This is a genomic window from Streptosporangium sp. NPDC050855 (genome assembly GCF_044456585.1).
GTDB lineage: Bacteria > Actinomycetota > Actinomycetes > Streptosporangiales > Streptosporangiaceae > Streptosporangium > Streptosporangium longisporum.
This window is the reverse complement of sequence record NZ_JBITFY010000001.1, coordinates 1-23,541: the sequence shown is the minus strand read 5'-3', so window position 1 is coordinate 23,541 and position 23,541 is coordinate 1. Positions and strand designations below refer to the sequence as shown.

General features: G+C 73.0%; 19 protein-coding genes. 11 read left to right on the top strand and 8 right to left on the bottom strand.

Annotation, left to right across the window (positions count from 1 at the left end; translation table 11 throughout):
• Nucleotides 1-62 precede the first annotated feature (62 nt).
• A complete protein-coding gene (locus ACIBCT_RS00095) occupies nucleotides 63-899 on the bottom strand; it encodes an ABC transporter permease (RefSeq protein ID WP_399185167.1) in 837 nt (278 codons plus the stop codon).
• Nucleotides 896-2,020: an ATP-binding cassette domain-containing protein gene (locus tag ACIBCT_RS00090; RefSeq protein WP_399185166.1), complete on the bottom strand. Its 1,125-nt coding sequence runs from the start codon at nucleotides 2,018-2,020 to the stop codon at nucleotides 896-898. The genes ACIBCT_RS00095 and ACIBCT_RS00090 overlap by 4 nt, the downstream gene beginning before the upstream one ends.
• A 175-nt stretch (nucleotides 2,021-2,195) precedes the next feature.
• Between ACIBCT_RS00090 and ACIBCT_RS00085 the strand changes: the two genes are divergently transcribed.
• From ACIBCT_RS00085 to ACIBCT_RS00060, 6 genes are read left to right on the top strand one after another with little or no spacing between them, the layout of a single operon-like run.
• On the top strand, nucleotides 2,196-3,041 hold the full coding sequence (locus ACIBCT_RS00085; protein ID WP_399185165.1) for a S1C family serine protease: 846 nt from the start codon (nucleotides 2,196-2,198) through the stop codon (nucleotides 3,039-3,041).
• Between the two features lie 42 nt (nucleotides 3,042-3,083).
• Complete coding sequence (locus tag ACIBCT_RS00080; protein WP_399185164.1) at nucleotides 3,084-4,073, top strand: AAA family ATPase; 990 nt, start codon at nucleotides 3,084-3,086, stop codon at nucleotides 4,071-4,073.
• Between the two features lie 5 nt (nucleotides 4,074-4,078).
• Nucleotides 4,079-5,071 (top strand): DUF58 domain-containing protein, encoded by a 993-nt coding sequence (locus ACIBCT_RS00075; RefSeq protein ID WP_399185163.1) that lies wholly within the window; start codon nucleotides 4,079-4,081, stop codon nucleotides 5,069-5,071.
• Entirely contained in the window at nucleotides 5,068-5,208 is a 141-nt protein-coding gene (locus ACIBCT_RS00070) for a hypothetical protein (protein WP_399185162.1), read from the top strand. Before ACIBCT_RS00075 ends, ACIBCT_RS00070 begins: the two co-directional genes overlap by 4 nt.
• Complete coding sequence (locus tag ACIBCT_RS00065) at nucleotides 5,205-6,155, top strand: VWA domain-containing protein (protein ID WP_399185161.1); 951 nt, start codon at nucleotides 5,205-5,207, stop codon at nucleotides 6,153-6,155. The genes ACIBCT_RS00070 and ACIBCT_RS00065 overlap by 4 nt, the downstream gene beginning before the upstream one ends.
• Nucleotides 6,156-7,214, top strand: coding sequence for a VWA domain-containing protein (locus ACIBCT_RS00060; RefSeq protein WP_399185160.1), 1,059 nt, complete (start codon nucleotides 6,156-6,158; stop codon nucleotides 7,212-7,214).
• Nucleotides 7,215-7,263: 49 nt separating this feature from the next.
• On the opposite strand, the gene ACIBCT_RS00055 is transcribed toward ACIBCT_RS00060, so the two are convergent.
• The gene (locus ACIBCT_RS00055) at nucleotides 7,264-8,295 is read right to left on the bottom strand and encodes a saccharopine dehydrogenase family protein (RefSeq protein WP_399185159.1); all 1,032 of its coding nucleotides are present in this window, start codon (nucleotides 8,293-8,295) and stop codon (nucleotides 7,264-7,266) included.
• Between the two features lie 101 nt (nucleotides 8,296-8,396).
• On the opposite strand from ACIBCT_RS00055, the gene ACIBCT_RS00050 reads away from it, so the two are divergent.
• Nucleotides 8,397-9,344 (top strand): helix-turn-helix domain-containing protein, encoded by a 948-nt coding sequence (locus ACIBCT_RS00050; protein ID WP_399185158.1) that lies wholly within the window; start codon nucleotides 8,397-8,399, stop codon nucleotides 9,342-9,344.
• 135 nt (nucleotides 9,345-9,479) lie between these two features.
• Here the strand turns inward: ACIBCT_RS00050 and ACIBCT_RS00045 are convergent, their stop codons facing one another.
• The gene (locus ACIBCT_RS00045) at nucleotides 9,480-10,052 is read right to left on the bottom strand and encodes a dihydrofolate reductase family protein (RefSeq protein ID WP_399185157.1); all 573 of its coding nucleotides are present in this window, start codon (nucleotides 10,050-10,052) and stop codon (nucleotides 9,480-9,482) included.
• A complete protein-coding gene (locus ACIBCT_RS00040; RefSeq protein WP_399185156.1) occupies nucleotides 10,049-11,191 on the bottom strand; it encodes an MFS transporter in 1,143 nt (380 codons plus the stop codon). Before ACIBCT_RS00040 ends, ACIBCT_RS00045 begins: the two co-directional genes overlap by 4 nt.
• Before the next feature lie 46 nt (nucleotides 11,192-11,237).
• Here ACIBCT_RS00040 and ACIBCT_RS00035 point away from each other — a divergent pair, with 46 nt between their 5' ends.
• Nucleotides 11,238-12,707, top strand: coding sequence for a PLP-dependent aminotransferase family protein (locus ACIBCT_RS00035; protein ID WP_399185155.1), 1,470 nt, complete (start codon nucleotides 11,238-11,240; stop codon nucleotides 12,705-12,707).
• A gap of 9 nt (nucleotides 12,708-12,716) precedes the next feature.
• Nucleotides 12,717-13,277 (top strand): DUF1697 domain-containing protein, encoded by a 561-nt coding sequence (locus tag ACIBCT_RS00030; RefSeq protein ID WP_399185154.1) that lies wholly within the window; start codon nucleotides 12,717-12,719, stop codon nucleotides 13,275-13,277.
• Here the strand turns inward: ACIBCT_RS00030 and ACIBCT_RS00025 are convergent.
• Together ACIBCT_RS00025 and ACIBCT_RS00020 are read right to left on the bottom strand one after the other, a co-directional pair.
• The gene (locus tag ACIBCT_RS00025) at nucleotides 13,240-16,863 is read right to left on the bottom strand and encodes a tetratricopeptide repeat protein (RefSeq protein WP_399185153.1); all 3,624 of its coding nucleotides are present in this window, start codon (nucleotides 16,861-16,863) and stop codon (nucleotides 13,240-13,242) included. The two genes, ACIBCT_RS00030 and ACIBCT_RS00025, sit on opposite strands and share 38 nt — an antisense overlap.
• 566 nt (nucleotides 16,864-17,429) lie before the next feature.
• Nucleotides 17,430-18,959: a carboxylesterase/lipase family protein gene (locus ACIBCT_RS00020; protein ID WP_399185152.1), complete on the bottom strand. Its 1,530-nt coding sequence runs from the start codon at nucleotides 18,957-18,959 to the stop codon at nucleotides 17,430-17,432.
• 379 nt (nucleotides 18,960-19,338) lie between these two features.
• Between ACIBCT_RS00020 and ACIBCT_RS00015 the strand changes: the two genes are divergently transcribed.
• Entirely contained in the window at nucleotides 19,339-20,274 is a 936-nt protein-coding gene (locus tag ACIBCT_RS00015; RefSeq protein ID WP_399185151.1) for an isopenicillin N synthase family dioxygenase, read from the top strand.
• 246 nt (nucleotides 20,275-20,520) lie between these two features.
• Here the strand turns inward: ACIBCT_RS00015 and ACIBCT_RS00010 are convergent, their stop codons facing one another.
• A complete protein-coding gene (locus ACIBCT_RS00010; RefSeq protein ID WP_399185150.1) occupies nucleotides 20,521-21,861 on the bottom strand; it encodes an aspartyl protease family protein in 1,341 nt (446 codons plus the stop codon).
• Between the two features lie 359 nt (nucleotides 21,862-22,220).
• On the opposite strand from ACIBCT_RS00010, the gene ACIBCT_RS00005 reads away from it, so the two are divergent.
• Nucleotides 22,221-23,273, top strand: a complete 1,053-nt coding sequence (locus ACIBCT_RS00005; RefSeq protein WP_399185149.1) for a hypothetical protein — start codon at nucleotides 22,221-22,223, stop codon at nucleotides 23,271-23,273.
• Nucleotides 23,274-23,541: the final 268 nt, after the last annotated feature.

The following is a 23,541-nucleotide window of genomic DNA, read 5'->3' as shown; positions in this document are numbered from 1 at the left end:
CCGACCTGCTCGGCGAGGCGCGGGGCCTCGTCGAGCGGATCCGCGACCGTGACGGGGGGAGGTCACATGTGCCGCTTGTAGCTGCGCACCGACAGCGGCGCGAAGACCGCGATGACGACCAGGCCCGCCAGGAGCGTCCAGGCCACCTCTCCGCTGACGACGCCCCTGTTGGCGAGGTCGCGCGCGGCCGTGACCAGGTGTGAGACCGGGTTGACCCGTACGAACGCGGCCAGCCAGCCGGGCAGGGTCTCGACGGGCACGAACGCGTTCGACAGGAACGTCAGCGGGAACAGGATCATCATCGAGATGCCCTGTACGGCCTGGGCGCTCCGGGCGATCGTGCCGACCCAGGTGAAGACCCACGCGAGCGACCAGCCCGTGAAGATCGCCAGCAGGATCGCGGCGAGCACGCCGCCCGCCCCGCCGCCCGGGCGGTAGCCCATCACCAGGCCCATGCCGAAGGTCAGGGTGGCCGCGATCGTGTAGCGCAGCAGGTCGGCCACCATCGGGCCGGCGAGCGGCGCGATCCGGGCGATCGGCAGCGACTTGAACCGGTCGAAGACGCCCTTCTCCAGGTCCTCGCGGAGCTGGGTGCCCGTGGCCATGCACGTCGTCAGCACGGTCTGGGCGAGGATGCCGGGGATCATCAGCGGAAGGTAGCTCTGCACGTCCCCGGTTATGGCGCCGCCGAAGATGAAGGCGAACATCGCGGTGAACAGGATCGGCTGCAGTGCCACGTCGAACAACTGCTCGGGGTTGCGGCGCATCTTCTTGAGCGCCCGCCACGCCATCATCAGGGTCTGGCCGACGGTCTCCCCGAGCGAGACGCGCCGCCGGGCGGCCGCCACGCGTTCGGCGGTACGGACCGTCCGGCCGGTGGGTGCGATCACGGTGCTCATCGGTTCTCCTTCGTGCCGGTCTCGCGACCGCCGCTCTCGTGGTCGCCGCTCTCGTGGTCGCCTCTCTCGTGGCCGCCGGTCTCGTGGTCGCCTCTCTCGCGGCCGCCCGTGTCGTGGCCACCCGTCGCGCCGCCGGTCTCGTGGCCGGTGAGGGCGAGGAAGACCTCGTCCAGGCTGGGTTTGGCCACGCTCACCGAGGTGATCGACACCCCGGCGGTACGCAGCGCGATCAGTACGTCCGCGGCCAGGTCGGCCTGGTCGAGGGCGACGTTGAGGCGGCCCCGCTCCGGGCTGAGGACCGGGTCGGAGCCCAGGACGCGCCGCACCACCTCCACCGCGGCGGGCACCTCGTCCGGTTCGGCGAGCAGCAGCTGGAGGGTGGAGTCGCCGACCGCGGTCTTCAGCTCGTCGGGGGTGCCCTCGGCGACCTTGCGGCCGTGGTCGATGACGGCGACGCGGTCGGCGAGCTGGTCGGCCTCGTCCAGGTACTGCGTGGTCAGCAGCACCGTGCAGCCGTCGGCGACCAGGTCGCGGATGGTGTCCCACATCTGGCCGCGCGTGCGCGGATCGAGACCGGTGGTCGGCTCGTCGAGGAAGATCAGCGGTGGCCTGGTGATCAGGCTGGCCGCCAGGTCGAGGCGACGGCGCATGCCGCCGGAGAACTGCGAGATCGGCCGGTCGGCGGCCTCCTCCAGGCCGAAGCGGCCCAGCAGGTCCGTGGTGACGCTCCGGGCGCGCGGCGCGGCGACGCCCTGAAGGCGGCTGAAGAGCCAGAGGTTCTCACGGGCGGTCAGGTTCTCGTCGACCGACGCGTACTGCCCGGTGACGCCGACCAGCTGCCGGATCACGTGGGGGTTTCCGGCCACGTCGATCCCGAAGATCTCGGCGCGGCCCGCGTCGATCCTCAACAGGGTGGCCAGCATCCGCAGCATGGTGGTCTTGCCGGCGCCGTTGGGGCCGAGGACGCCGAAGATCTCCCCCGGGCGTACCTCCAGGTCGATCCCGTCGACGGCACGGTGCCCGCCGAACGTCTTCACCAGCCCTTCCGCGCGTACGGCCGGACCGTCGTCTCCGCCGAGGGCCGGACCGCCCCCGGTACGTCCGAGTTCTGTGATGCTCATGGCCCCACCCTCGGCGACGCCGGTTTCACGACGCCCTCGGCCGGGTTTCACCGGTTGCCGGGAGGCTGCGCGAGCCCCTTCCCCGTCCGGGTGCCGCGCGCGGGACCGCGGCTTCTCACGGAGTTCCCAGGCGGAGTTTGTAGCACTTTCAACTTAAATCTATGAGTATGGGGTGATGGAGCGTGCGCCGCAGGGGGCCGAGGCGGCCGAGGCTCGGGGAGCCGTGGCCGGACGGACCCGGCGGTTCGCCGCCGGGGGTGGCGTCCTCGTCGTCGTGGCGCTGCTCGCGTACTGGCTGGGGAGCGGTGGCGGGGACGGCCGGGAGGCCGCACCCGTGCCGAGCGCGACGCCGACGCCCGGCGCGGCGCTCACGGTGCCCGACGTCTTCAGGAGGGTCGGGCCGTCGGTGGTGGTCGTCCAGGCCGGCAAGTCGCTCGGGACCGGGGTGATCGCGGCCGAGGACGGGACGATCCTGACGGCGTACCACGTCGTCGAGGACGCGTCGGGCAAGGGCACCCCCGGCAAGGGCGCCTCGGGCAAGGGCGACGGGGACGTCACCGTGACGTTCGCCGACGGCACCCGGGCGAAGGCCGTCGTCGCCTCGTCGGATCCGAAACGTGACATCGCGACCCTACGGCCCGCGAAGCTGCCGGAGATCCTCGTCCCGGCGACGCTCGGTGGTGCCGCGGCCGTGGGCGCGCCCGTCGTGGCGATCGGCAACCCGCTGGGCCTGACCTACAGCGTCTCCACCGGCGTCGTGTCCGGCCTGAACCGGAGTGCCGCCCGCATCGACAAGGGCCGCGGCCTGAGCGGGCTCATCCAGTTCGACGCCTCCGCGAACCCGGGCAGCTCCGGCGGCCCCCTGCTGGACGCCCGCGGCCTGGTCATCGGGATCGTCGTCTCCATCGCCGACCCGGGAGGCGACGAGGCGTTCGCGGGCATCGCGTTCGCGGTGCCGATCGGCGCGGCCCTGGGCGGTGGTGACGGCGACGGACCACCGGGCGACGGACCCCAGATCTGACGAAGCGCCACGACGCCACGACGTCACGAGAAGGAACACCACATGACCTCGACCACGTCCCCCGATCCGGCCCATCCACTCGAACACGTGCTCTTCGAGGTCAAACGCACCATCGTCGGACAGGACGTCCTGCTGGAGCGCATGGCCGTCGCGCTGGTCGCCGACGGCCACCTGCTCGTCGAGGGCGTGCCGGGACTGGCCAAGACCCTCGCGGTGAGGTCGCTGGCCGCCGCGATCGACGGGAGCTTCCAGCGCGTCCAGTTCACCCCCGACCTGGTGCCGGCCGACCTCGTGGGCACGCGGGTCTACCACCAGCACTCCGGGGAGTTCAGGACCGAGCTCGGCCCGGTGTTCGCGAACCTCCTGCTGGCCGACGAGATCAACCGCGCCCCCGCCAAGGTGCAGAGCGCCCTGCTGGAGGTGATGCAGGAGCACCAGGTGACGATCGGCCGCGAGACGTTCCGGGTGCCCGAGCCGTTCCTGGTCATGGCGACGGAGAACCCGATCGAGTCGGAGGGCACCTACCCGCTGCCCGAGGCGCAGGTCGACCGTTTCATGATGAAGGTGATCGTCGACTACCCGACGCAGACCGAGGAACAGGCGATCGTCACGCGGGCGCTGCGCCCGCCCGAGCCGCCGCAGCCGATGGTGACGGCCGGGGACCTGATGGCGATGCGGGACCGCGCCCGGCAGGTCTACGTCGATCCGGCGATCGTCGACTACGCGGTACGGCTGGTCTCCGTGACGCGCTCCCCGGCGACGGCCGGGCTCGGCGAGCTGGAGCGGTACGTCACCCACGGGGCCAGCCCGAGGGCGTCCATCGCGCTCGTCACGGGCGCGCGGGCGCTGGCGTTCCTGCGCGGCCGCGACTACGTCCTGCCGCACGACCTGTCCGAGCTCGCGCTCGACGTGCTGCGCCACCGTCTGGTGCTCTCCTACGAGGCCCTCGCGGACGACGTCGACGCCGACACGATCGTCACCGGGGTGCTCGGGGCCGTCCGGGTGCCCGACGTCGTCCTGCAGAAGCGCTGAGCGCCGTGGCCACCGCCTCCGAGAGGCTCCTGCTCCGCCTGGAGTGGAAGGTCGTCCGCAGGCTCGACGGCCGGCTCCAGGGCGCCCACCGCACCGCGCACCGCGGCTCCGGGATCGACTTCACCGGGTTGCGCGCCTACGGCGACGGCGACGACGCCCGGAACATCGACTGGAACGTGACCGCACGGCTGGACGAGCCGTACCTGCGGGTGTTCACCGAGGACCGGGAGCTGACGGTGTGGCTCGTCCTCGACCGGTCGGCGTCGATGGCGGCCGGCCGGCCCGGACGCGGCAAGCACGACGTGCTCGCCGAGCTCGCCCTCGCCCTCGCCCGGTTGTTCGGCCGGGGCGGCAACCGCGTCGGCGCCCTGCTGTTCGACACCGGGACGCCGCGCGTCGTGCCGCCCGGCACCTCCCGGCGGCACGCGCTGCGGATCGGCGCCGAGCTGGAACGCACCTCCACGTCGCCCGGTGCCGGCTCCGGGGCACGCGGTGGCCGTACCTCCGGGGTGCGCGGCCGTATCTTCGGAGCACGCGGTGCCGGCTCCGGGGCGGGCGGCGGCCGTACCTCCGGGGCGCGCGGCACCACCACCGACCTGGCGGAGATGCTGGACGCGGCCGGACGGCTCGCGCGCCGCCGCGCGCTCATCGTCGTGCTGTCGGACTTCATCGGCGACGGCGACTGGGAGCGCTCGCTGCAGCGCCTGGCGCGGCGGCACGAGGTGGTCGCCCTGCGGATCGTGGACACGGCCGACGACGTGCTGCCCGAGGCCGGGCTGATCGTGGTCGAGGACGCCGAGACCGGCGAGCAGCTCGTCGTCGACTCCGCCGACCCGCTGCTGCGGGTCCGCTTCCGCGCCGCCGTCGACGCCCGCGACGCCCGGCTCGAGGCGGGCATGCGCCGGGCCGGGGTGCCCGTCCACCGCGTCGACACCGACCGCGATCTGGCCGAGGCGCTCGTCGAGGTCGTCGCCCGGACCCGGGACCGGTCGCGGTGACGGAGTTCACCGGGGCCGCCGGGGTCCTCGACGTCGTCGAGACCACCGAGGTCGTCGAGACCACCGAGACCACCGGGGTCACCGAGGTCGCCGACGTCGCCGCGCAGGGCACGAGACCGGTGAGGGAGGCCCCGTGACCCTGTCCTCCCCGCTGCTGCTCGCCGTCGGGCTGCTCGTCACGGCCGCGCTCGCCTGGGCGGCCGTCGTCTCGGCGCGCCGCCGCACGGCCGCCCTCACCGCCGCCGGGGTCGTCGTGCCGGGCGGCCGCCGGGCGTACCTCGGGGTGGGCCTGACGATCGCCGGCGTCGCGGTGCTCGCGGTCGCCGTCGCCGGACCGGCGGCCATGGTGCCGGTCCCGCGGACCGCGGGGACCGTCGTCCTGGCCATGGACGTCTCCAACAGCATGGGTGCCGACGACGTCGCGCCCACCCGGCTGGCGGCCGCGCAGCGGGCTGCCCGCGCGTTCGTGACGGCGCAGCCCGACAGCGTCGACATCGGGGTCGTCGCGTTCGAGCGGGGCGCGCTCACCACCGCGCGGCCCGACGCCGACCACTCCGTCGCGCTCAAGGCCATCGACCGGCTGAGGATCACCGGTGGCACCTCGCTGGGCACGGCCATCACGGCCTCCCTGTCGGCGATCACCGGCAGGCAGGTCGCCGTCGGCCGCGACGGCACCGCGCCCGACATCGGCTACTGGCCGTCCGCGACGATCGTGATGTTCTCCGACGGCCAGAACCAGGGCGCGGACATCGAACAGGCCGCCACCGTGGCCCAGCGGGCGGGCGTCCACGTCCACACCGTCGGGGTCGGCACCACGGCCGGGGCGACGGTGAAGGTCGACGGCTACCACCTGCAGACCTCGCTCGAGGAGGGCACCCTCACCTCGATCGCGCAGACCACCGGCGGCACCTACCACCCCGCCTCCGACGCGGCGCGGCTCGACGGGATCGCCGACACGATCGACCTGCGGCTCACCGTCTCCGACGAGCCGCTGCCCCTCGCCGGCGGGCTGACCGGGCTCGCCCTCGCGCTGCTCACCGCGGGCGCGGCGCTCACCGTGCTCCGGTCCGGACGGGTGATCTGAATGTCCTTCTCATGGCCGTGGGCACTGCTGTCCCTTCTGGTCGTCCCGCTGATCCTCGCCCTCCGCGAGTGGGCACGGCGCCGTCGCCGGCGGGCCGCCGTGCGCGTCACCTCGATCGCGCTCGTGCGCAGCGCCCTGCCCGGCCGTACGCGCTGGACCCGGAAGATCCCCACGGCACTGTTCCTGGCCGGGCTCGCGCTGCTCGGGGTCGGGGCCGCGCGGCCGCAGGCGTCGGTCCCGGTACCGCAGACGTCGGTGACGATCCTGCTCGCGCTCGACACCTCCGGCTCCATGTGCTCCACGGACGTAGACCCCAACCGTCTCACCGCCGCGCGGAAGGCCGCCGCCGAGTTCATCGAGTCGCAGCGGGGCGGGCCGCGCATCGGCCTGGTCACCTTCGCGGGCAGCGCGGGCCTGCTCGTCCCGCCCACCGACGACACCGACGCACTGGTCAAGGCGCTGGACGGCCTCACCGTGTCCCGCGGTACCGCGATCGGGCAGGCCGTGCTCACCTCGATCGACGCGATCGCGGAGGCCGACCCGTCGGTCGCCCCCACCGGGGCGGACCCGAACCCCGTGGGCGGGGCGGGCTACGCCGGTGCCGCGATCGTCGTGCTCACCGACGGCGCCAACACCCAGGGCGTCGACCCCAAGGTCGCCGCCCGGGAGGCGGCCCTGCGCCGCGTCCGTGTCTTCCCCATCGGTTTCGGCACCACCGAACCGGCCCCGATGGTCTGCGAGAACTCGCAGTTCGACGGCCAGGGCTTCGGCCGCTGGGGCGGCTCCGGTGGCCGGGGCGGGTTCGACAGGGGCCGCAGCCCCCGCACCATCGACGAGCCCGCGCTCAAGCAGATGGCCCAGGCCACCGGCGGCTCCTACCACCGCGCCGAGAACGCCGGCCAGCTCCAGAACGCCCTCGACGCCCTGCCCGGCAGCTTCACCGTCGTCCAGCAGCGGGTCGACACCTCCGCGGCCTTCGCCGCCGGCGGCGGTGTCCTCGTCGCCGCGGCCCTGTCGGTGTCCCTGTGGTGGAACCGCCCCCGGACCCCGGCCCGCTGACGCGCCCGCGCGGCCACCCGGTCGCGCGTGCCGGGCCGGGACGTACGAATCAGCCGTGCACGTGCAGCGAGAGGTGCGAGGACAGGGCGCGCAGGAAGTCCGGGGCGTCGAAGACCGCGCCCGCGGAGGCGACGCCGACGGTCCTGGTCCGGCCGGTGAGGATGCGGTCGACGGCCTCCACCGCGAGCGGCGCGCTGACGGCGTAGATGTCCTGACCGGCGGCGGTCACGCGGCGTTCCGTGTCGCCGGAGCGGACGAGGACGTCGACGACGAAGGTCTGCGCGGAGCGCCCGCGCTCGTCGACGGCGGTCGGTGCCGAGGCGCCGGGAGCCGACAGGTCCGCGGCCGCCCTGGCTGTCATGTAGGTGCGCACCTCCGGGATGTCCAGGTGGCTGGGAACGGTGACGACGTCGGCCATGGTGAACTCCCCGATCACGCTCTGGGGGCCGAGCGGGGCCGGGAACGGCCACTCCAGGGTCGGCAGGGCGTCATCGTGGTACTCCAGCCGCCCGCCGGTGAAGCGGACCCGCCGGCCGCCCCGCCGCCGCGTCGAGACCGCGCCCGCGGCGAGCGTTCCCCCGGTGGGGTGCCAGCCGCTCAGGCCGTAGGCGATGTGCGCCTCGTCCGCCGACGTCCGATCGCCCATCGCGGTGGTGACCAGCAGGTCGCCGAGGCCGCCGTAGAAGGCCATCGCCGGGACCACCACGGTGCCCGCGGCACGGGCGCGCTCCGCGAAGTGCGCGAACGTGTCGGCGTTCGCCTCGATCTCGGCCGCCACGTCGACGTACGGGATGCCGGCCCGCAGCGCCGCCTCGATCACCGGGGCGGCGGTCGAGGCGAAGGGCCCGGCACAGTTGATCACGGCGGCCGCGCCGTCCAGCGCGCGGTCGAGCGAGGCCGGGTCGTCGGCCGACGCCTGCCGCGCCTCGAACCCGGGACGGGCCTTCGCCAGTGCCGCCAGCTTCTCCCGGTCGCGGCCGAGGAGCAGCGGGACGTGCCCGCGCTCGATCGACTCCGCGACCACGAACCGCCCGGTGTGCCCGTAGGCGCCGAACACCGCCACGATCGGACCTGATCCCATGCCTGCCCCCGCATGCTCGAAGTGCTTCACGGGATCGATCCTGTCCTTCCGGCCCACCGGCGCCCAGTGTCCGGAATGACACGTCCCATACAATTTCCGACATGGCCCCTGTCCCGCGCTCCGTCGCGATCGCCGCCACCGAGGGAATGCTGCACTTCGAGCTGGCCCTGGCCTACGAGGTCTTCGGCTCCGCCCCGGACGCCGTGCCCGGCCCCTGGTACGACGTCGACGTGTGCGGCACGCACGCCGTCCGGATCGGCCGGTTCCTGTTGGAGCCGGATCACGGGCTCGACCGGCTGACGCGGGCCGGCACCGTGATCGTCCCCGCCCTGGCGGACGTCGACGAGGACCCGCCCGCCGAGCTGGTCGAGGCGGTGCGCGCGGCCCACGCGTCGGGCGCGCGGGTGGTCTCCCTGTGCACGGGCGCGTTCGTGCTCGCCGCCGCGGGCCTGCTGGACGGGCTGCGCGCGACCACGCACTGGGCGCACACCGACGACCTGGCGGCGCGCCACCCCCGGGTGGAGGTCGACCCGGACGTGCTCTACGTCGACAACGGCAGCGTGCTCACGTCCGCGGGCAAGGCCGCGGCGATGGACCTGTGCCTGCACCTGGTCCGCCGCGACCACGGCTCGGCGATCGCCAACGTGGTGGCCCGCCGCCTGGTCGTGCCGCCCCACCGGGCCGGCGGCCAGGCCCAGTTCGTCACCACACCGGTGCCCGCCCGGGACGGCCACCCCCTGGCCGAGCTGCTCACCTGGGTGATGCGGCGGCTGGACCGGCCGATCACCGTGGAGGACATGGCCCGCCGGGCGAACATGAGCTCGCGCCACCTGGCCCGCCACTTCCACTCGTTCACCGGCACGACCCCGCTGCGGTGGCTGCTGACGCAGCGGATCCGCCGCGCGCAGGAGCTGCTGGAGACCACGGACGACAGCGTCGAGACCATCGCCTCGGCCGCGGGCATGGGCACGGCGACGACGCTGCGCCGCCACTTCCACCGCACGGTCGGCGTACCACCGGACGCCTACCGCCGCACGTTCCGGCCGTGACGGCACGGCGACCCCCCGACCACCGAAGGGAGGGGGCGGCCATGCACGCTCAGAGGTGGCCGACGGTGACCGAAGTGAAGGTCAGCGCCCAGCGGCGCGTCGCGGCCGCCTCCGCCACCGGACGCGCCGCGAGTTTCAGGAGGTCCCCCGGACGACCCGGTAGCGGAGGTGGACGACGTCCCCGTTCCTCGAGGTGATCGTGTCGAGCGGCCGCAGTTCGACCCGGCGGGGTTCCAGGTCGTCGAACAGCCTGGTCCCCGCGCCGAACAGGACCGGCACCAGCTGGAGCCGGATCTCGTCGATCAGACCGGCCCTGAGGAACTGCCGGCAGACCTCGGCGCCGCCGAGCACGACGACGGGCCTGTCCCCGGCGGCGGCCCGGGCCTGGTCGAGCGCGCTTCGCGGGCCGTCGCCGACGAAGGTGAACGAGCCGCTCGGCATCCGCCGATCCGCGCGGACCTCGTGGGTGAGCACGAAACAGCGGCCGGGGAAGGGGACGTCCTTCCACAGGCCGGCCCCGACGTCGTACATGCGCCGGCCGATGATCGTCGCGCCGGACTCCGCGGACAGCGCGGCCGTCAGCTCGGGCTCGTCCGGCATCCACGTGTGGAGGCGCTCGCCGCCCTCGCCCAGCGGACGGTCGCGGCTGATCCGGGGGCCGGCGCTGAAGCCGTCCAGCGAGATCGAGGACTGCATGATGACGGTCATCGGGTCTTCTTCCTGTCGTTGAGGGCGGGAACGAGCGAGACGAACAGGACGGCGGCCGTGAGGGCGAAGGCCGCGGGGTAGCCGAGCGGGTGGACCAGCAGGCCGAACCCGAGGGCGCCGATCCCGATCCCGGCGTCGTAGGCCAGGTTCCACACGACGCTGACCTGGCCGAAGTTCGCGCGGGAGGCCCGCGCGAACATCAGCGACAGCGTGACGTTCTGGGCCGCGCCGAAACCGATCCCGAACAGGGCCGTTCCGGCGAGCAGGGCCCCCTGGTGCGGGACGAGGACCATCAGGGAGACGCCGACGGCGGCCGACAGGACCGACGGCAGGAGAAGGACGCCCTGGTCGTACCTGTCCCCGAACCAGCCCGCGCACCAGCGGGCCAGGGGGGTCACGCAGGACTGCACGAGCAGGGCCGTCGCGGCCGAGCCCGCGGCCAGCGGCAGGAAGGTCAGCAGGATTCCGCTCGCCATCGTGATGGTGGCGAAGATGTACGCGGGCCTGACCAGGTCGGTGTCACGGAGGGCCGCAAGAACGCCGCCGTGGTGTTCCTGCCGCGTGCCCCTGGCGGGCAGGCCGAGGACCGCGACCGGCACGAGCAGGGCCAGCCCCGCGCCGAGGAGGAACACCGGGGTGAAGCCGAACCGCTCCTGCAGCCAGAGCCCGGCCGGCAGGCAGGCGATCGACGGGACCCCGACCGCGAGGCCGTACAGGCCCAGTCCTTCGCCTCTGCGCTCGGCCGGGACGAGGTCACCGATCAGCGCGGCACCGCACACGACCACGATTCCCAGTCCGGCGCCCCTGAACAGGCAGACGACCAGGACGACGACGAGCGGTGGATGGGCCGCGAGCAGGAGGGCGGGAACCCCGAGGAGCAGCAGGCCCAGCCCGACGACCGTGCGGTGGCCGAGCCTGGCCAGCAGCCGCACGACCGCGAACTCGGCGAGCACCGTCCCGAGCATCAGGGTGCCGGTGGCCAGGCCCGCGCCGACGTCGTCCGCGCCGATGCCCGCCGCGTACAGCGGGACGACGGGCATCAGCAGGTAGAAGGCCGACATGGCGCCGACGGAGAAGATGAGGAGCATGGCGATCGGGCGGGTGACGATCGGCTGCCGCGGCGCCTCGACGTTGCTCATGCCGTGAGCCTAGAATCCGACCGGTCCGGAAAGGAGGTCCAGTTCGATGCCCGTCGAGTGGACCGGTTCCGGTCCCGAACTGCTCGTCCCGCTGGACCGGGACAGGCCGTTGCGCGTACAGCTCGAACTGGCCCTGCGCGAGGGCGTCCGCACCGGCCGGTTGGCCGCGGGCGAGCGGCTGCCCTCCTCCCGCGCGCTGGCCCGCGCGCTCGGCGTCTCGCGCGGCCTGGTCACCGAGACGTACGCGCAGCTGCACGCCGAGGGCTACCTGGTCACCCGCCCCGGCTCCGGTACCCGGGTCGCCGCCACCGGGCACGCGTCCCCGGCGGCTCCCGCCCGGCCGGCGCCGCCGCCCCCGATCCGCGTCGACTTCCGTCCCGGCGTCCCCGACCTGGGGAGCTTCCCCCGCGAGCAGTGGAGCCGGGCTCTTCGTCGGGCCTGCCGGGAGGCCTCCACCGAGGAGCTCGGCTACTCGCCCCCGCGCGGCAGCCCCGTACTTCGCGAGGTCCTCGCCGCCTACCTGCGGCGGGTCAGGGGTGCCGCCGCCGACCCGGCCCACACGATCGTCAGCGCGGGCTACACGCAGGGCCTGCAGCTGGTCCTGCGCTCGCTGGGCGACGTACGGACCGTGGCCTTCGAGGATCCCGGCGACCCGGACCACCGCGCGATCGCGGGCATGCTCGGGCTGGAGGTGGTCCCCGTCCCGGTGGACGAACACGGCATGGACGTCGACGCCCTGGCCGCCACCGGCGCGCGCGCCGTGGTCCTCACGCCCGCGCACCAGTCACCGACCGGCGTGGTCCTCGCGCCCGACCGGCGGCAGGCCCTGATCACCTGGGCGGCCTCCCGTGACGCGACGATCATCGAGGACGACTACGACGCGGAGTTCCGGTACGACCGGGAGCCGGTCGGGGCGCTGCAGGGGCTCGCTCCCGACCGGGTCGCGCTGCTGGGTTCGGTGAGCAAGTCGCTCTCGCCGGCGTTGCGGCTGGGCTGGGTCGTCGCCCCGCCCCGGTTGTCCGCGGCGGTCGCGCGGAACAAGCGGCTCGCGGATCTGGGTTCTCCGGGCTTCGACCAGCTGGCCCTGGCGAGCCTCGTCCGCGACGGGCAGTACGACCGGCACCTTCGCCGGATGCGGCAGCGGTACGCGGCTCGCCGTGCGGCCCTCGTGGGCGCCCTGGCGCGCCACGCGCCCGGGGTGGAACTCCTCGGCCTCGCCGCCGGGTTCCACGCGGTCGTCCCGCTGCCCGCCGGGGCCGACGAGCGTTCCGTCGTCGCCACGGCCCTGGAACGGGGGGTCGGCCTGTACGGCATGGAGCCCTACCGGGTCCGGGACGGTCGTCCCCGGCTCGTCCTGGGGTTCGGGAACCTGACCCCCGACGCCATCTCCGAGGGTGTCGCCGCCGTCGCCGACCTGATCGGCGGCCGAGTTCCTGCCCGGGACGTGGCCGACGCCTCGCCGGAACCGCCCGGGACGAAGGCCGCTGCCCGCCACGGCGCCGTTGATCGTCGGTAAGGTGTGGAGATGACGACGAAGGCGTACGCGGCACTCCTTCGGGGCGTCAACGTGAGCGGCCACAAGAGGGTCCCGATGGCCGAACTACGAACGCTGCTCACCGACCTCGGCCACGGCGACGTACGCACCTACCTGCAGACCGGCAACGCCGTCTTCACCAGCGCCCTGGACGACGAGCAGGCGCTCGCGGCACGGCTGGAGCAGGCCGTCGAGGAGCGCTTCGGCTTCGGCGTCGACGTCCTAGTGCGTGATCACGCGTATCTGAGGGCGGTGGCCGACAGCTGCCCGTTCCCCGCGGCCTCGCTCGAAGGCAGGCAGCTGCACGTCACGTACTTCTCCGAGCCGGTCACCGCGTCGCGCCTGGCGTTCCTCGACGCGGCGATGTACCTCCCCGAGGAGTGCCGGCTCGGCGACCGCGCGCTCTACCTCTACACCCCGGGCGGTCTGGGCCGCTCCAGGCTCGCGGAGGCCCTGACGAGGTCCGCGCCCGCCGACGGTGTCATCGCCACCACCCGCAACTGGAACACCGTCGTCAAGCTGGTGGAACTGACCCGGGCCCATCCCGCCTGACCACAGCCGCGAGCGGCGGGTCACCGTCGTCGCCTTCACCGGCCCGCGCCGGGCCGACGGGCCGCCGGGCGGCCTCGGCGCTGCCGAGCTCGTGGAACAACCGCACGCTCCGGTTCCTGTAGGCGTCGGCGTCGGCTCCGGAGGTGGCCTCACCGAGCGTGCGAAGGACGCGGGCCTCTCCCAGCCGATGGCCGGTGTCACGGTGGATCTCCAGGGCCGGCAGGGCCTGCCGTACCGCCTCGGAGGGGTCTCCCGCGGTCAGCGCGATGTCGGCGAGCGCGGTACGGGCGAGCCCTTCCAGCAGGCGGAAGGATCGCTCGCGGGCGATCCGCAGGGCCTGCTCGGCGAAGGAGAGGGCCTCGGTCACGTCGAGCTCGCGGGTCGCGTTCGCCAGCCCGACGAGAGCGATGGTCTTCTCGAACACGTGGGTGTCACCGGCCAGTTCCACCGCCCGGCGATGGTGTTCGGCGGCTTGGACGTGACGGCCGGAGGTGTGGCTGAGCCTGCCCAGCGCGATGTGCGCGAGCGACTCGAAGTAGCGGTCCGCGATGTCGCGGCTGCGTCGCAGCGCTCGTTCCCCGTAGGCCAGCGCCGCCTCGTACCGGCCCAGGTCGCAGTGGACGTCGGCGAGGTAGGCCAGGCAGTGCAGCTCGACGGCGTGGGATCCGGCCTCCTTCGACAGCGAATGCGCCCGATGGAGATGCCGGAGCGCGTCGTCGAACCTTCCCAGCAGGTAGCAGACCTCGCCGAGGTTGAGCGCGGTCATGCCGTCCGTGTCCGGGTGGAGCTCCAGGCCCCGGTCGAGGTGGCCAAGCGCGGGCTCCAGCCGGCCCATCTGCACGTAGACCTGCGAGAGGTTGATGTGCTTGATGCCCTGCATGCCCGACCGGCCGGCCTCCTCGTCCAGCGCGATGCCCTCCACCAGGCAACGGGCCGCGTCGTCCAGCCGCCCGGCGCGCAGGTAGTAGGCGGCGAGGTTGTTCCGGATGGCGGCGGCGCCCTCCGTCCACCCGCCCTGCTCGGCGAGCGAGCGAGCGCGGTCGAGCAGCGAGAGCGCGTCGGGCCGTACCTGGAACGCGTGCGCGTTCGCCAGGGCCAGCATGGCCGCGGCCAGGCCCGGCACGTCCCCCTCCTCCTCCGCGACCGTCACGGCCGCCTGCGCGCAGGAGAGCCAGTCGCTCGTGCTCCCGCTGGCCCAGAAATGGCTGCGCATCGCGTCGGCCAGGAGCCAGGTGGACGGCCGGGGACCGGATCGGGCCGCCTGGTGGACGGCGGCGACGAGGTTGCGATGTTCGGCGGCCAGCCACGCAGAAGCCGAGGCCGGGTCGGCGAACGAGGTGAGCGTCACGCCCTCGGACGTCGCGCCCGGCGGGAGCTTGACCCAGTGGGCGTGGCTCTGCCCGACGGCGGCCCGGACGTTCAGCAGGTACCAGTCGTAGAGGCGCTGCCTGGCCTTCGCGACGTCCTCCGGGCGCTCGTCCTCGACGGCGCGTTCCGCCGCGTACAGCCGCAACAGGTCGTGGAAGCGGTAACGGCCGGGCTCGTACTGGTCGACCAGGTGTGCGGTGGCCAGCCGGGTGAGCTCCTGCCTGGTCCCGGCCGGGAGGGACCCCGTGAGGGCCGCGGCCGCGTCGAGGGTGAAATCCACCCCGGGGACGAGCCCGAGCAGCCGGAACAGCCGGGCCGCGCGCGGCGGCAGCGCGGCGTAGGAGAGGGCGAACGCCGCCTCCACCGCCGTGCTCCCGGCGTCGTCGATCGCCAGTCCGGCCATCCGGTCACCGGCGCGAAGCGCCGTGAGGTACTCCCGCACCGTGCCGTAGGCGCCCCGGCTGATGTTCGCCGCCGCGATCCGCAGCGCGAGCGGCAGATGGGCGCACAGCCGGGCGAGTTCGCCCAGCAGGCCGGGCGACGCCTCGTGGTGGCTCGCGCTGAGCAGCCGGGTCAGCAGGGCCACGCCCTCCTCGTCGTCGAGCACGTCCAGCTCCACGATCAGGGCGTCGTGGTGGACCTTCAGGCCGGACAGGTCGTTGCGGCTGGTGACCACGACCGCGCTGTCGCGGTTGGCCGGAAGGAGCGGGCGGACCTGCTCGGGATCGGTCGCGTTGTCGAGCACCAGCAGCAGCCGGCGATCCGCCGTCATGGTGCGGAACAGGGAGATCCTGGCGTCGACGTCGAGCGGGACGCTCGCCGGTGGCACGCCGAGGGACGTCAGGAAGCTGCCCAGCGCGTCGGCGGCCGTCTTGGCGGCACTGTCGGAGTAACCGTGCAGGTTGTAGAAGAGCTGGCCGTCGGGGAAGCGGTGGCGCACGCGGTGGGACCAGTGCACGGCGAGCGAGGTCTTGCCGACGCCGGCCGTACCGCTGATCACTGACAGCCTGGCCGCGGTGGGATGGGCCTCCGCGGTGGTCAGGTAGGCGTTCAGCTGCCTGATCTGCCGCTCGCGGCCGGTGAAGGTGGCGATGTCGGCCGGGAGCTCGGCGGGGACGGTGCCGGGGCGGGGGCCGGAAGCAGCATCGGCGCGGGGACCCGAGGGAGTGCCGGCGCGGCGGCCGGAAGGGACGCCGGGGCGGGGGTTCGACGGGAGGAAGACGGGCCTGTCCGCCGCGGTTTCCCGGCCGAGGGCCCTTGCGTGGGCGTCCTGCAGCTCGGGGCTCGGTTCGATGCCGAGGTCGTTCCTGAGCCGATCGCGGAGGTCGCCGAAGAAGCGCAGCGCCGCGGCCCGCTGCCCGGACGCGGCCAGTGCCAGCACGATCCGCGCGTTCAGTCCCTCGTGCAGCGGTTCAGCCGGGAGGACTTCACGCAGCCGCTCCAGCGCGGCCTGATGGTGTCCTCGCCCCATGGCCAGATCGGCGTGGTCCAGGACCGCGGCGAGGCGTTGCTGGGACACGGCGACGATGACCGGATGGTGGAGCGCGTGCGGGGCGAGGTCGGCCAGCGGTTGCCCCCGCCATAACGACAGCGCCCGCTCATAGGCCTGTTCGGCGTCCTCGGTCCTGCCCGCGTCACGATGGGCCGCCGCCCGTGCCGTCAGGTCGGCGAAGTCCAGCAGGTCGCTCTGACCGTCCGCGAGGGTGAGGCGGTAGCCCGCGCCGGTACGGCTGATCGGCCCCTCGCCCGCGCCGCCGTCGAGGAACCTCCGCAGGCGTGACACATGGGTGTGCACCAGATTCGCGTAGGTGGCGGGGATCTCCTCTCCCCAGAGGAAGTCGACGATCTCCGTCTGGGTGACGACGCGGTTGGCCTGAAGCGTGAGCAGGCCCAGGAGACGGCGCTGCATGGGAGGCTTCAGGTCGGCGGCGTGCCCGTGCACGCGAACCGCCAGCGGCCCCAGGAGGTCGATCCGCAGCACCGGGTCCCTGGGGTGCCGCGACCGGCCGTCGCCGGTTTCCCGGAGCAGATCGAGATCGGCGCCGGACAGGCCGGCCGCCTCCATCAGCCTGCGCACGGATCGGGCGTGGGGGCGCTGGACCGTGCCCTGCTCGATGTCGCGCAGCGTCCGGATGCCGACGCCGGCACGATCGGCCAGTTCCCGCTGGGTGACGCCTGATCTCTTCCGGTACGCGAGCAGCATTTCACCGAGCGTCATGGCGCCTCCCCCGAGACATGATCCCCGTCAATTCGACAAACTACTGCGTCACCACCGTTTAAGGCATCGTGATTTCTCTAGCAGTAAGCGACTTATAGCGATATATCCCTTCTTGAGTGGCATCGGCGCAGGTGCGTCGTCCAGGTGATGTTCGATCTCCGGCCGTCGGTCCCGTACGCCCGGCTCGCCGAAAAACCATGGCCCGAAGGCGACAATGGAGGTTCCGTTTCGTTCGGAAGGGACGGCCCGTGACCGCGATCATGCGAAGACGGTGATCCGTTTCGGGCCGATGTCACCGGAGAAAGGCCGTCACGTCGCATCGGCGATGACAGCCCCGTTCGCGCCCCGGAGCGAATCTCCGTCCGGACGCCGTCACGGGGTGTACGACCGCTCGAACAGCCTCGAACAGCCTTGGACAGCCTCGGACAGGTCGCCCTCGGCCACGTGGTCGGGTCGACGGCGATCCGGCGCTGCCGGCACCTCCGTCGGCGGCGAGGTCACGCACGGCCACGCCGTCCACCGCGACAGGACGGGAGGCGACGACGGGAAGCGGCCTTCCGCCCCCGTCATCGCGCGAGCAGCGGCAGCGCCGGGAAGCCGTGGTGCCGCCACAGCAGCCGCGAGGTCTCCTCCGGGTAGGCGGCGACCGTCGACGGCGTGTCGAAGAGGTGCGCGAGGCGGCGATCGGCGTCGTACGGGGGCCAGCCCGGGTCGCCGTGAGCGGCGAACGCCGTCCACGCCCGGCGCATCCGCGCGGACAACTCCTCCGCCTCCGGGGAGGGCGGGTCGCCGATCAGCGCGGCGGTCTGCCCGCTGCCCAGGTTGCCGAAGACGAGCGGCACGTCCAGGCCGTGGCAGGCGCCGAGGACACCGTCCAGTCCCGGGGCGGGCCAGGTCAGCTCGTAGAGGTGAGCCCGGCCACCGCCCGCGATCTGCGCGTCGGCGAGGTGAAGGCTCGGCATGCGGAACAACCAGTCCGCGTTCACCAGCTCGTACAGTTCCTCGTCGGTCGCGGCCGGGAACGCCTCCCGGTACCGGCGCGCCCCGTCCGGGCCGGGGGCGAGCATGCGCAGGGCGGTCTCGGCCTGCTTGTGCGTGACCTGGCCGAGCACGCCGTCGATCAGGCCGAACAACCGGTGCTCGTCACGCGTGTGCCCGGCGAGAAGCCCGACTCCCCGGGCGGCGCCGCCCGCCAGCGCCTGCCATGGGGTCATCGGCAGGACGTCACCGTCGACGACCGGTGCGAACGGGATCGGCCGGTGGGTGATCCGTCCCCAGCGCTCCCGCGACCGCGCCGTCCTGGCGAAGACCGCATCGCCCGCGGCGAGCAGCCGGGCCGGGGCCACCGCCGACAGGCCGGACACCGTGGGCCCTACCCCCAGCTCGGCGGCGAAGGTGGCGGCGATGTCGGCGGCCAGCTCGGGGGAGAAGAACGTCCCCGGCACGCTCTGCGCGACCGCCCGGTGGAAGAGCCCGGCAGCGCGCGGCATGGCGAGCAGCGCGGCGACCGATCCGCCGCCCGCCGACTGGCCGAAGACCGTGACCCGGTCCGGGTCGCCCCCGAACACCCGGATGTCGTCCCGCACCCACCGCAGGGCCGCGACCTGGTCGAGCAGTCCCCGGTTGGCCGGGGCTCCCTCGATCTGCGCGAAACCCTCGACACCGAGACGGTAGTTGAGGGTCACGACCACGACCCCGCTCCCGGCCAGGTGCCCGGCGTCGTACTCCGGGAAGCCGGAGTGGCCCATGGCGTAACCGCCGCCGGGGATCCACACCATCACCGGAAGTCCCGCTTCCGGATCCGGTTCCGGTGTCCAGACGTTGACCGTCAGCCAGTCGTCGCCGACGGCGTCCCGGGACGCCCCGAGCACGCCGGACTGCGGGGGCGGCGGGCCGTACGCGACCGCCGGGCGCACCCCGTCCCAGCCACGCGCCGGCTCTGGCGCGGCGAAACGGAGGGAGCCGACCGGCGGCTCGGCGAACGGGATGCCGCGGAAGACCGCCAGGCCCGCCTCACGGCCGCCGCGGAGAACGCCGGCCCTCGTGCGGACCTCCGGCTCGGACTCGGACGGCTTGCGGGAGGCGGTGACGGCCATTTCGCGCTTTCCTCTCCGTTCGGCCTCACCGAGCATCCCAGCGCGCGCAGGCCGCGGGCAAAGCATTTGGGGGCGGCCTGCCTGAGCCCGAGACCCGCGTCGGCCTGACCGTGAACGCCTTCGGAAAACGGTTCCTCCGCGTGCCGGAGCCCTTCTCCCGGCAGACCGGGCGGCTCCTGTCCCGAATCGTCTCGGCTCTCGTCCGAGCACCGTGATCCGGGTGGCGACGTGTTCTCGCTCGGTCCTTCGACCCGGTGATCGCGGCCCCCGCCGGGCCGATGACCCGTGGAGGGCGCATCACACCCGATGTGGTCCGTGCCGGGGTCCGCGCCCACCGACGGCTCGAACACCGACCGGACGAAGACGGCACAATGCCTGTATGACGAGAGAACTGCCGGTCGTCGACCTGTCGGGCCCCGATGTCCCTGCCCGTATCGAGGCCGCGTGCGTCGACAACGGCTTCTTCTACGTCAGCGGCCACGGCGTCCCCGAGAGCCTGATCGCCGAGCTGGACGCGGCCGCGCGCCGCTTCTTCGCGCTGCCCGAGGAGCGCAAGCTCCAGATCGCGATGGCGCGCGGCGGCCGGGCCTGGCGCGGCTTCTTCCCCGTCGGCGGCGAGCTCACCTCGGGCCGCCCCGACCTGAAGGAGGGCGTCTACTTCGGCGCCGAGGCCGAGCCCGACGGCACCCCGCTCAAGGGCCGCAACCTGTTCCCCGACGCCGACGTCCCCGAGTTGCGCGCGGCCGTCCTGACGTACCTCGACGTCATGACCACGACGGCGCAGCGGGTGATGGGCGGCATCGCGCTGAGCCTCGGCCTGCCCGAGCGCTACTTCGCCGACGGGTACACCAGGGACCCGACGATCCTGTTCCGGATCTTCCACTATCCGCCCGGCACGGGCGCCGCCGAGGAGTGGGGCGTCGGCGAGCACACCGACTACGGGCTGCTGACCCTGCTGCTCCAGGACGACAACGCCGGCCTCCAGGTCCGTACCCGCGACGGCTGGATCGACGCCCCGCCGATCCCCGGCACGTTCGTGTGCAACATCGGCGACATGCTCGACAGGCTGACCGCGGGCCACTACCGCTCCACGCCGCACCGCGTCCGCAACGCCTCCGGCCGCGACCGCCTGTCGTTCCCGTTCTTCTTCGACCCCGGCTGGCACGACGAGGTCCCGCCCCTCCCGTCGGTCCCCGGCCGCGAGGACCGCCCTCGCTGGGACGGCCAAGACCTCAGGGCCTTCTCCGGCAGGTACGGCGACTACCTGACGGCCAAGGTCGCCAAGGTCTTCCCCGAGTTGGCCGCCGAGATCTGAGGGGGGACCCGGCGGGGAGCGCGGCCGAGCGCGCGGACTCCGGTGCGCCGGCTCGAAGCAGGCAGGAGAAGCCCGTTCGGCCCCGCAGCGAGAGGGCGTCCACCGAGGCGGACACCCTCTCACATCCGAGCCTGACCGCCGACCCGGCCGACGTTTCCGCTCACGGCACCGGCGGACGCCCCGTCATCCGAGGTGACCGGCTCCTTTGCGGGTCCGGCTCCCGCGACATCCCTGCAGTCGCGGTGGTCAGGCGGCCTGCCCGCGGGTGACGTAGAGCTTCATGTCGGTGAAGTCGAGGGTGATGGTGTTGGGCTTGTGGAAACTGTGGAAGAAGACGGCCGGCACGTCGAACCCGTCGGGGGCGAGCGGCGCGTCCGGGTTCGTGAAGCAGTAGATGTCATCGGCGGCGACGTCGCCGAGGCGCATCTCCTTCGGGTAGCAGGGGTAGGCGACGGCCGGGTGGCTGCCGGCGAAGGTCTCGACCGGGCGATCGCGGTCGACGCGGACCCGCAACTGCTTGGCCGTCTCCTTCTTCACGATCCCGGCGACCTCGCTGTGTCCGCCGAAGAGCACGCCCACCACCCCCGTGCCGGAGCCGGCGGCACCGGCGATGCCGCCCCTGCTGTGGAGCCCGTGCTCGCGGGCCATCCACATCGGCAAGGGATCGGCACCCGCCCGTTTGGCGGCGGCGCGTGCCTTACCTGCCGTTTCGGGGGTCCGGCGCCGCAGGATCAGCTGCCGGCCCGCGTAGTCGAAGGTGGTCAGCAGGTGGTAGAAGACCCACATGCCGATCATGCCGTCGTTGTCGGTGCTGACATCTCCGCCCGACTCCGCCGTCGACCAGCTCACGGGGACGTTGCGCAGTTCGATGCCGCCCAGCCTGAACGAGTCCAGGACCCCGTAGTGTGCCCATACGACGCCGTCCAGGAAATCCATCTTCTCGCTGACGACAGGGCTCAGCCCGGCCTCCTTGGCCACCTTCGCCGACACCTGCAGCGACGGGGCGCCGGTGTAGAACGTGAAGCGCTTCGGCGATCCGCCGTTGACCGAGGCCTCCACCAGCGGTCCCGGGTCCATCTGCTTCCAGGGCAGCTGCGCGGTGCCGCCGTGGACCTGGTACGGCTCGCCGGAGAACGCCGCGAACCATTTGGCGTAGCTCTCCTCGCCGGCGACTCGCCAGTGCGGTGCCGAGAGGGAGAGCTTGTCCTGCCGGATGTAGCAGTCGGCCAGCAGCCGGTTGGCCTGCTTGTCCCCGGGTGCCAGCTCGACGGCCAGCTTGAGGTACTTCTCGGCGTCGGGGAACCGGTTGGCCAGCAGCCCCACGTAACCGCGCTGGCGAGCCGCGTGCACGTTCCCGGGATTCTTTCTCAGGATCTCCTCGTACGCGCGGCCGGCCTGCTCGAACCTCCCGGCCTTGAACAACGCGTCCGCGTCACCGCCGTCGGGCTTGAACAACGCGTCGGTGTCACCGCCGCCGGTCACCGCCGTGGCCGCCTTGCCGAGCAGCGGCACCGTCGCGGCCGTACCGGCCAGCACGGCGGCGCCCCGCAACAGCGAACGCCGGTCCCATCGCCTGTCATCAGCCATGCCTTCTCCTATTCATGATCATTTTCACCGTGACGTTCCGCCGGGCGGACGGACACAGCGGCTCTGGGCTCCCGTCCGCCGTGGACAGCCCGGGAAGACCGGCTCAAGGCCCTCTCGCACGGCCGGGTCGTTTCCGATCGACAACACTCGCGACACGCCGCCGGGTCTTACCGCGCCCTCGGTGACCGGCCCGCGGCTCGCCCGTCGACGCCACCCACTGTCTCCGAGCCGTGTCCCCGCCCCGTTCGTGCCGTGTCATGGTCGTGTCACGGCCGCGTCGGCGGTGGCGGCCGTCGAGCGACCCTCTCGGGATCGGCTTTGAGCCAAGATGACCTGAGTCCCCTGATCCGGGAGGGTGCGTGATCGTGTTCGCGTGTACGGGCTGTGATGCCTCGCTGACCTTGCCCGTGTCGCGGGTCGTGCTCCCCGCTCACGCCCATCAGAGGTACGGCCACGAACTCCTGCCCGCGCTCATGGAACCTGGGACCTACGCGGTGGATCCGGAACCCTTCGGACCGCCGTGGCGTCGATGGGAGGAGATCGGCGCGGAGGAGGCAGAGGCCCGAGGTGTGTACGCACCGGTCTTCGCCCTGTCGTACGGGCCGCCGGGAGCGGTCGCGATCACATTGGGTGACATTCGCGGGACCGTTCTGATTCCGGAGCGATGCGACGGCCTCTGCTGCGGTCTGGACAGCAGGAACGGCCCCAACCTGGCGTGCGCGCGGTGCGGTCATGCCGTGGCCACCCTCATCGACGACTGCGGGCACTGGCAGGTGGTGTGGCTGGACCCGTGCGCCGTCCGTCTCCTCGACGTCGATGCGCCCGCTCGCCGAGTGCTCGGCTGGGAGGAGCTGCGGGAGCAGCCGGAGAGGCCACCGGTTGATCCGATCGGGGCGTGGAGTCCGGTGTGGGAGGCCGCGGTCTCGGTGGCGCTGGCACACCTGCTGGCCGCGTCGGGCGGTGCGCGGGTCGTGGTTCCCGACGGCCCTGTCGCCGATGCGTTCCGTCCGGCGCTCGATGTCCTGCTTCCTGCCGGGCCGCCGACGAGGAGCCTGGCCCTGGCCGGACCGGGCCTGCCCGACACGGTCACGGACATCGCCCTGGTTCCGCGACACCCGCAGACCGGGGAGACATGGCCGTCCGGCACGGAGGCGGTGGTGCCACTGGCCGCCGAGGTGTGGACGTACATGGCCTTCAGCGGCAATCGGCGGCTCCGCCCCGCGTCGGGCGGGCTACCTGACGGCGTCTACCGCGATGACCCTCCACCACCGCCGCCACCCAGCCCGTTCCGGCTCGACCGGCAAATGTTCCTCGACGCGCTGGCACGACTGCCGGAGGTTCGTCAGCCATGGCTGCGTGCGGTTCACGACGACGTACAGGACCGCCGAACCAACCTCCCGTTCTGGTGGTAGGAAGACGCGCTCCTGGCCGGCGCCCCGGTCCACGTCGTCGCTCGACCCGGCCATGCCGATCCGTCCATCACGCTCCGCGTCTACGCTCACGTGATCCGAGCAGCGGAAGCCTCCGTAGCCGATGTCTTCGCGGACGCCGTCGGCGAGTAGGGAGGAGGCCCTATTAGAGCCGCTAACACAATGAGCTGAGGCGACGCCAGCAGATCAGGGCACAGCCGAGGCTGAGGAAGGCTTCGTGGATGTCGTCGCGGACTTCCCAGCGGATGCG

What these genes read in the sequence shown, in the direction of transcription:
- ACIBCT_RS00055 (WP_399185159.1), bottom strand. Translation starts at nt 8,295, where the DNA reads ATGGGATCAGGTCCGATCGTGGCGGTGTTCGGCGCCTACGGGCACACC.
- ACIBCT_RS00030 (WP_399185154.1), top strand. Translation starts at nt 12,717, where the DNA reads ATGACGACGAAGGCGTACGCGGCACTCCTTCGGGGCGTCAACGTGAGC.
- ACIBCT_RS00090 (WP_399185166.1), bottom strand. Translation starts at nt 2,020, where the DNA reads ATGAGCATCACAGAACTCGGACGTACCGGGGGCGGTCCGGCCCTCGGC.
- ACIBCT_RS00060 (WP_399185160.1), top strand. Translation starts at nt 6,156, where the DNA reads ATGTCCTTCTCATGGCCGTGGGCACTGCTGTCCCTTCTGGTCGTCCCG.
- ACIBCT_RS00080 (WP_399185164.1), top strand. Translation starts at nt 3,084, where the DNA reads ATGACCTCGACCACGTCCCCCGATCCGGCCCATCCACTCGAACACGTG.
- ACIBCT_RS00035 (WP_399185155.1), top strand. Translation starts at nt 11,238, where the DNA reads ATGCCCGTCGAGTGGACCGGTTCCGGTCCCGAACTGCTCGTCCCGCTG.
- ACIBCT_RS00085 (WP_399185165.1), top strand. Translation starts at nt 2,196, where the DNA reads ATGGAGCGTGCGCCGCAGGGGGCCGAGGCGGCCGAGGCTCGGGGAGCC.
- ACIBCT_RS00020 (WP_399185152.1), bottom strand. Translation starts at nt 18,959, where the DNA reads ATGGCCGTCACCGCCTCCCGCAAGCCGTCCGAGTCCGAGCCGGAGGTC.
- ACIBCT_RS00025 (WP_399185153.1), bottom strand. Translation starts at nt 16,863, where the DNA reads ATGACGCTCGGTGAAATGCTGCTCGCGTACCGGAAGAGATCAGGCGTC.
- ACIBCT_RS00045 (WP_399185157.1), bottom strand. Translation starts at nt 10,052, where the DNA reads ATGACCGTCATCATGCAGTCCTCGATCTCGCTGGACGGCTTCAGCGCC.
- ACIBCT_RS00050 (WP_399185158.1), top strand. Translation starts at nt 8,397, where the DNA reads ATGGCCCCTGTCCCGCGCTCCGTCGCGATCGCCGCCACCGAGGGAATG.
- ACIBCT_RS00010 (WP_399185150.1), bottom strand. Translation starts at nt 21,861, where the DNA reads ATGGCTGATGACAGGCGATGGGACCGGCGTTCGCTGTTGCGGGGCGCC.
- ACIBCT_RS00015 (WP_399185151.1), top strand. Translation starts at nt 19,339, where the DNA reads ATGACGAGAGAACTGCCGGTCGTCGACCTGTCGGGCCCCGATGTCCCT.
- ACIBCT_RS00040 (WP_399185156.1), bottom strand. Translation starts at nt 11,191, where the DNA reads ATGAGCAACGTCGAGGCGCCGCGGCAGCCGATCGTCACCCGCCCGATC.
- ACIBCT_RS00095 (WP_399185167.1), bottom strand. Translation starts at nt 899, where the DNA reads ATGAGCACCGTGATCGCACCCACCGGCCGGACGGTCCGTACCGCCGAA.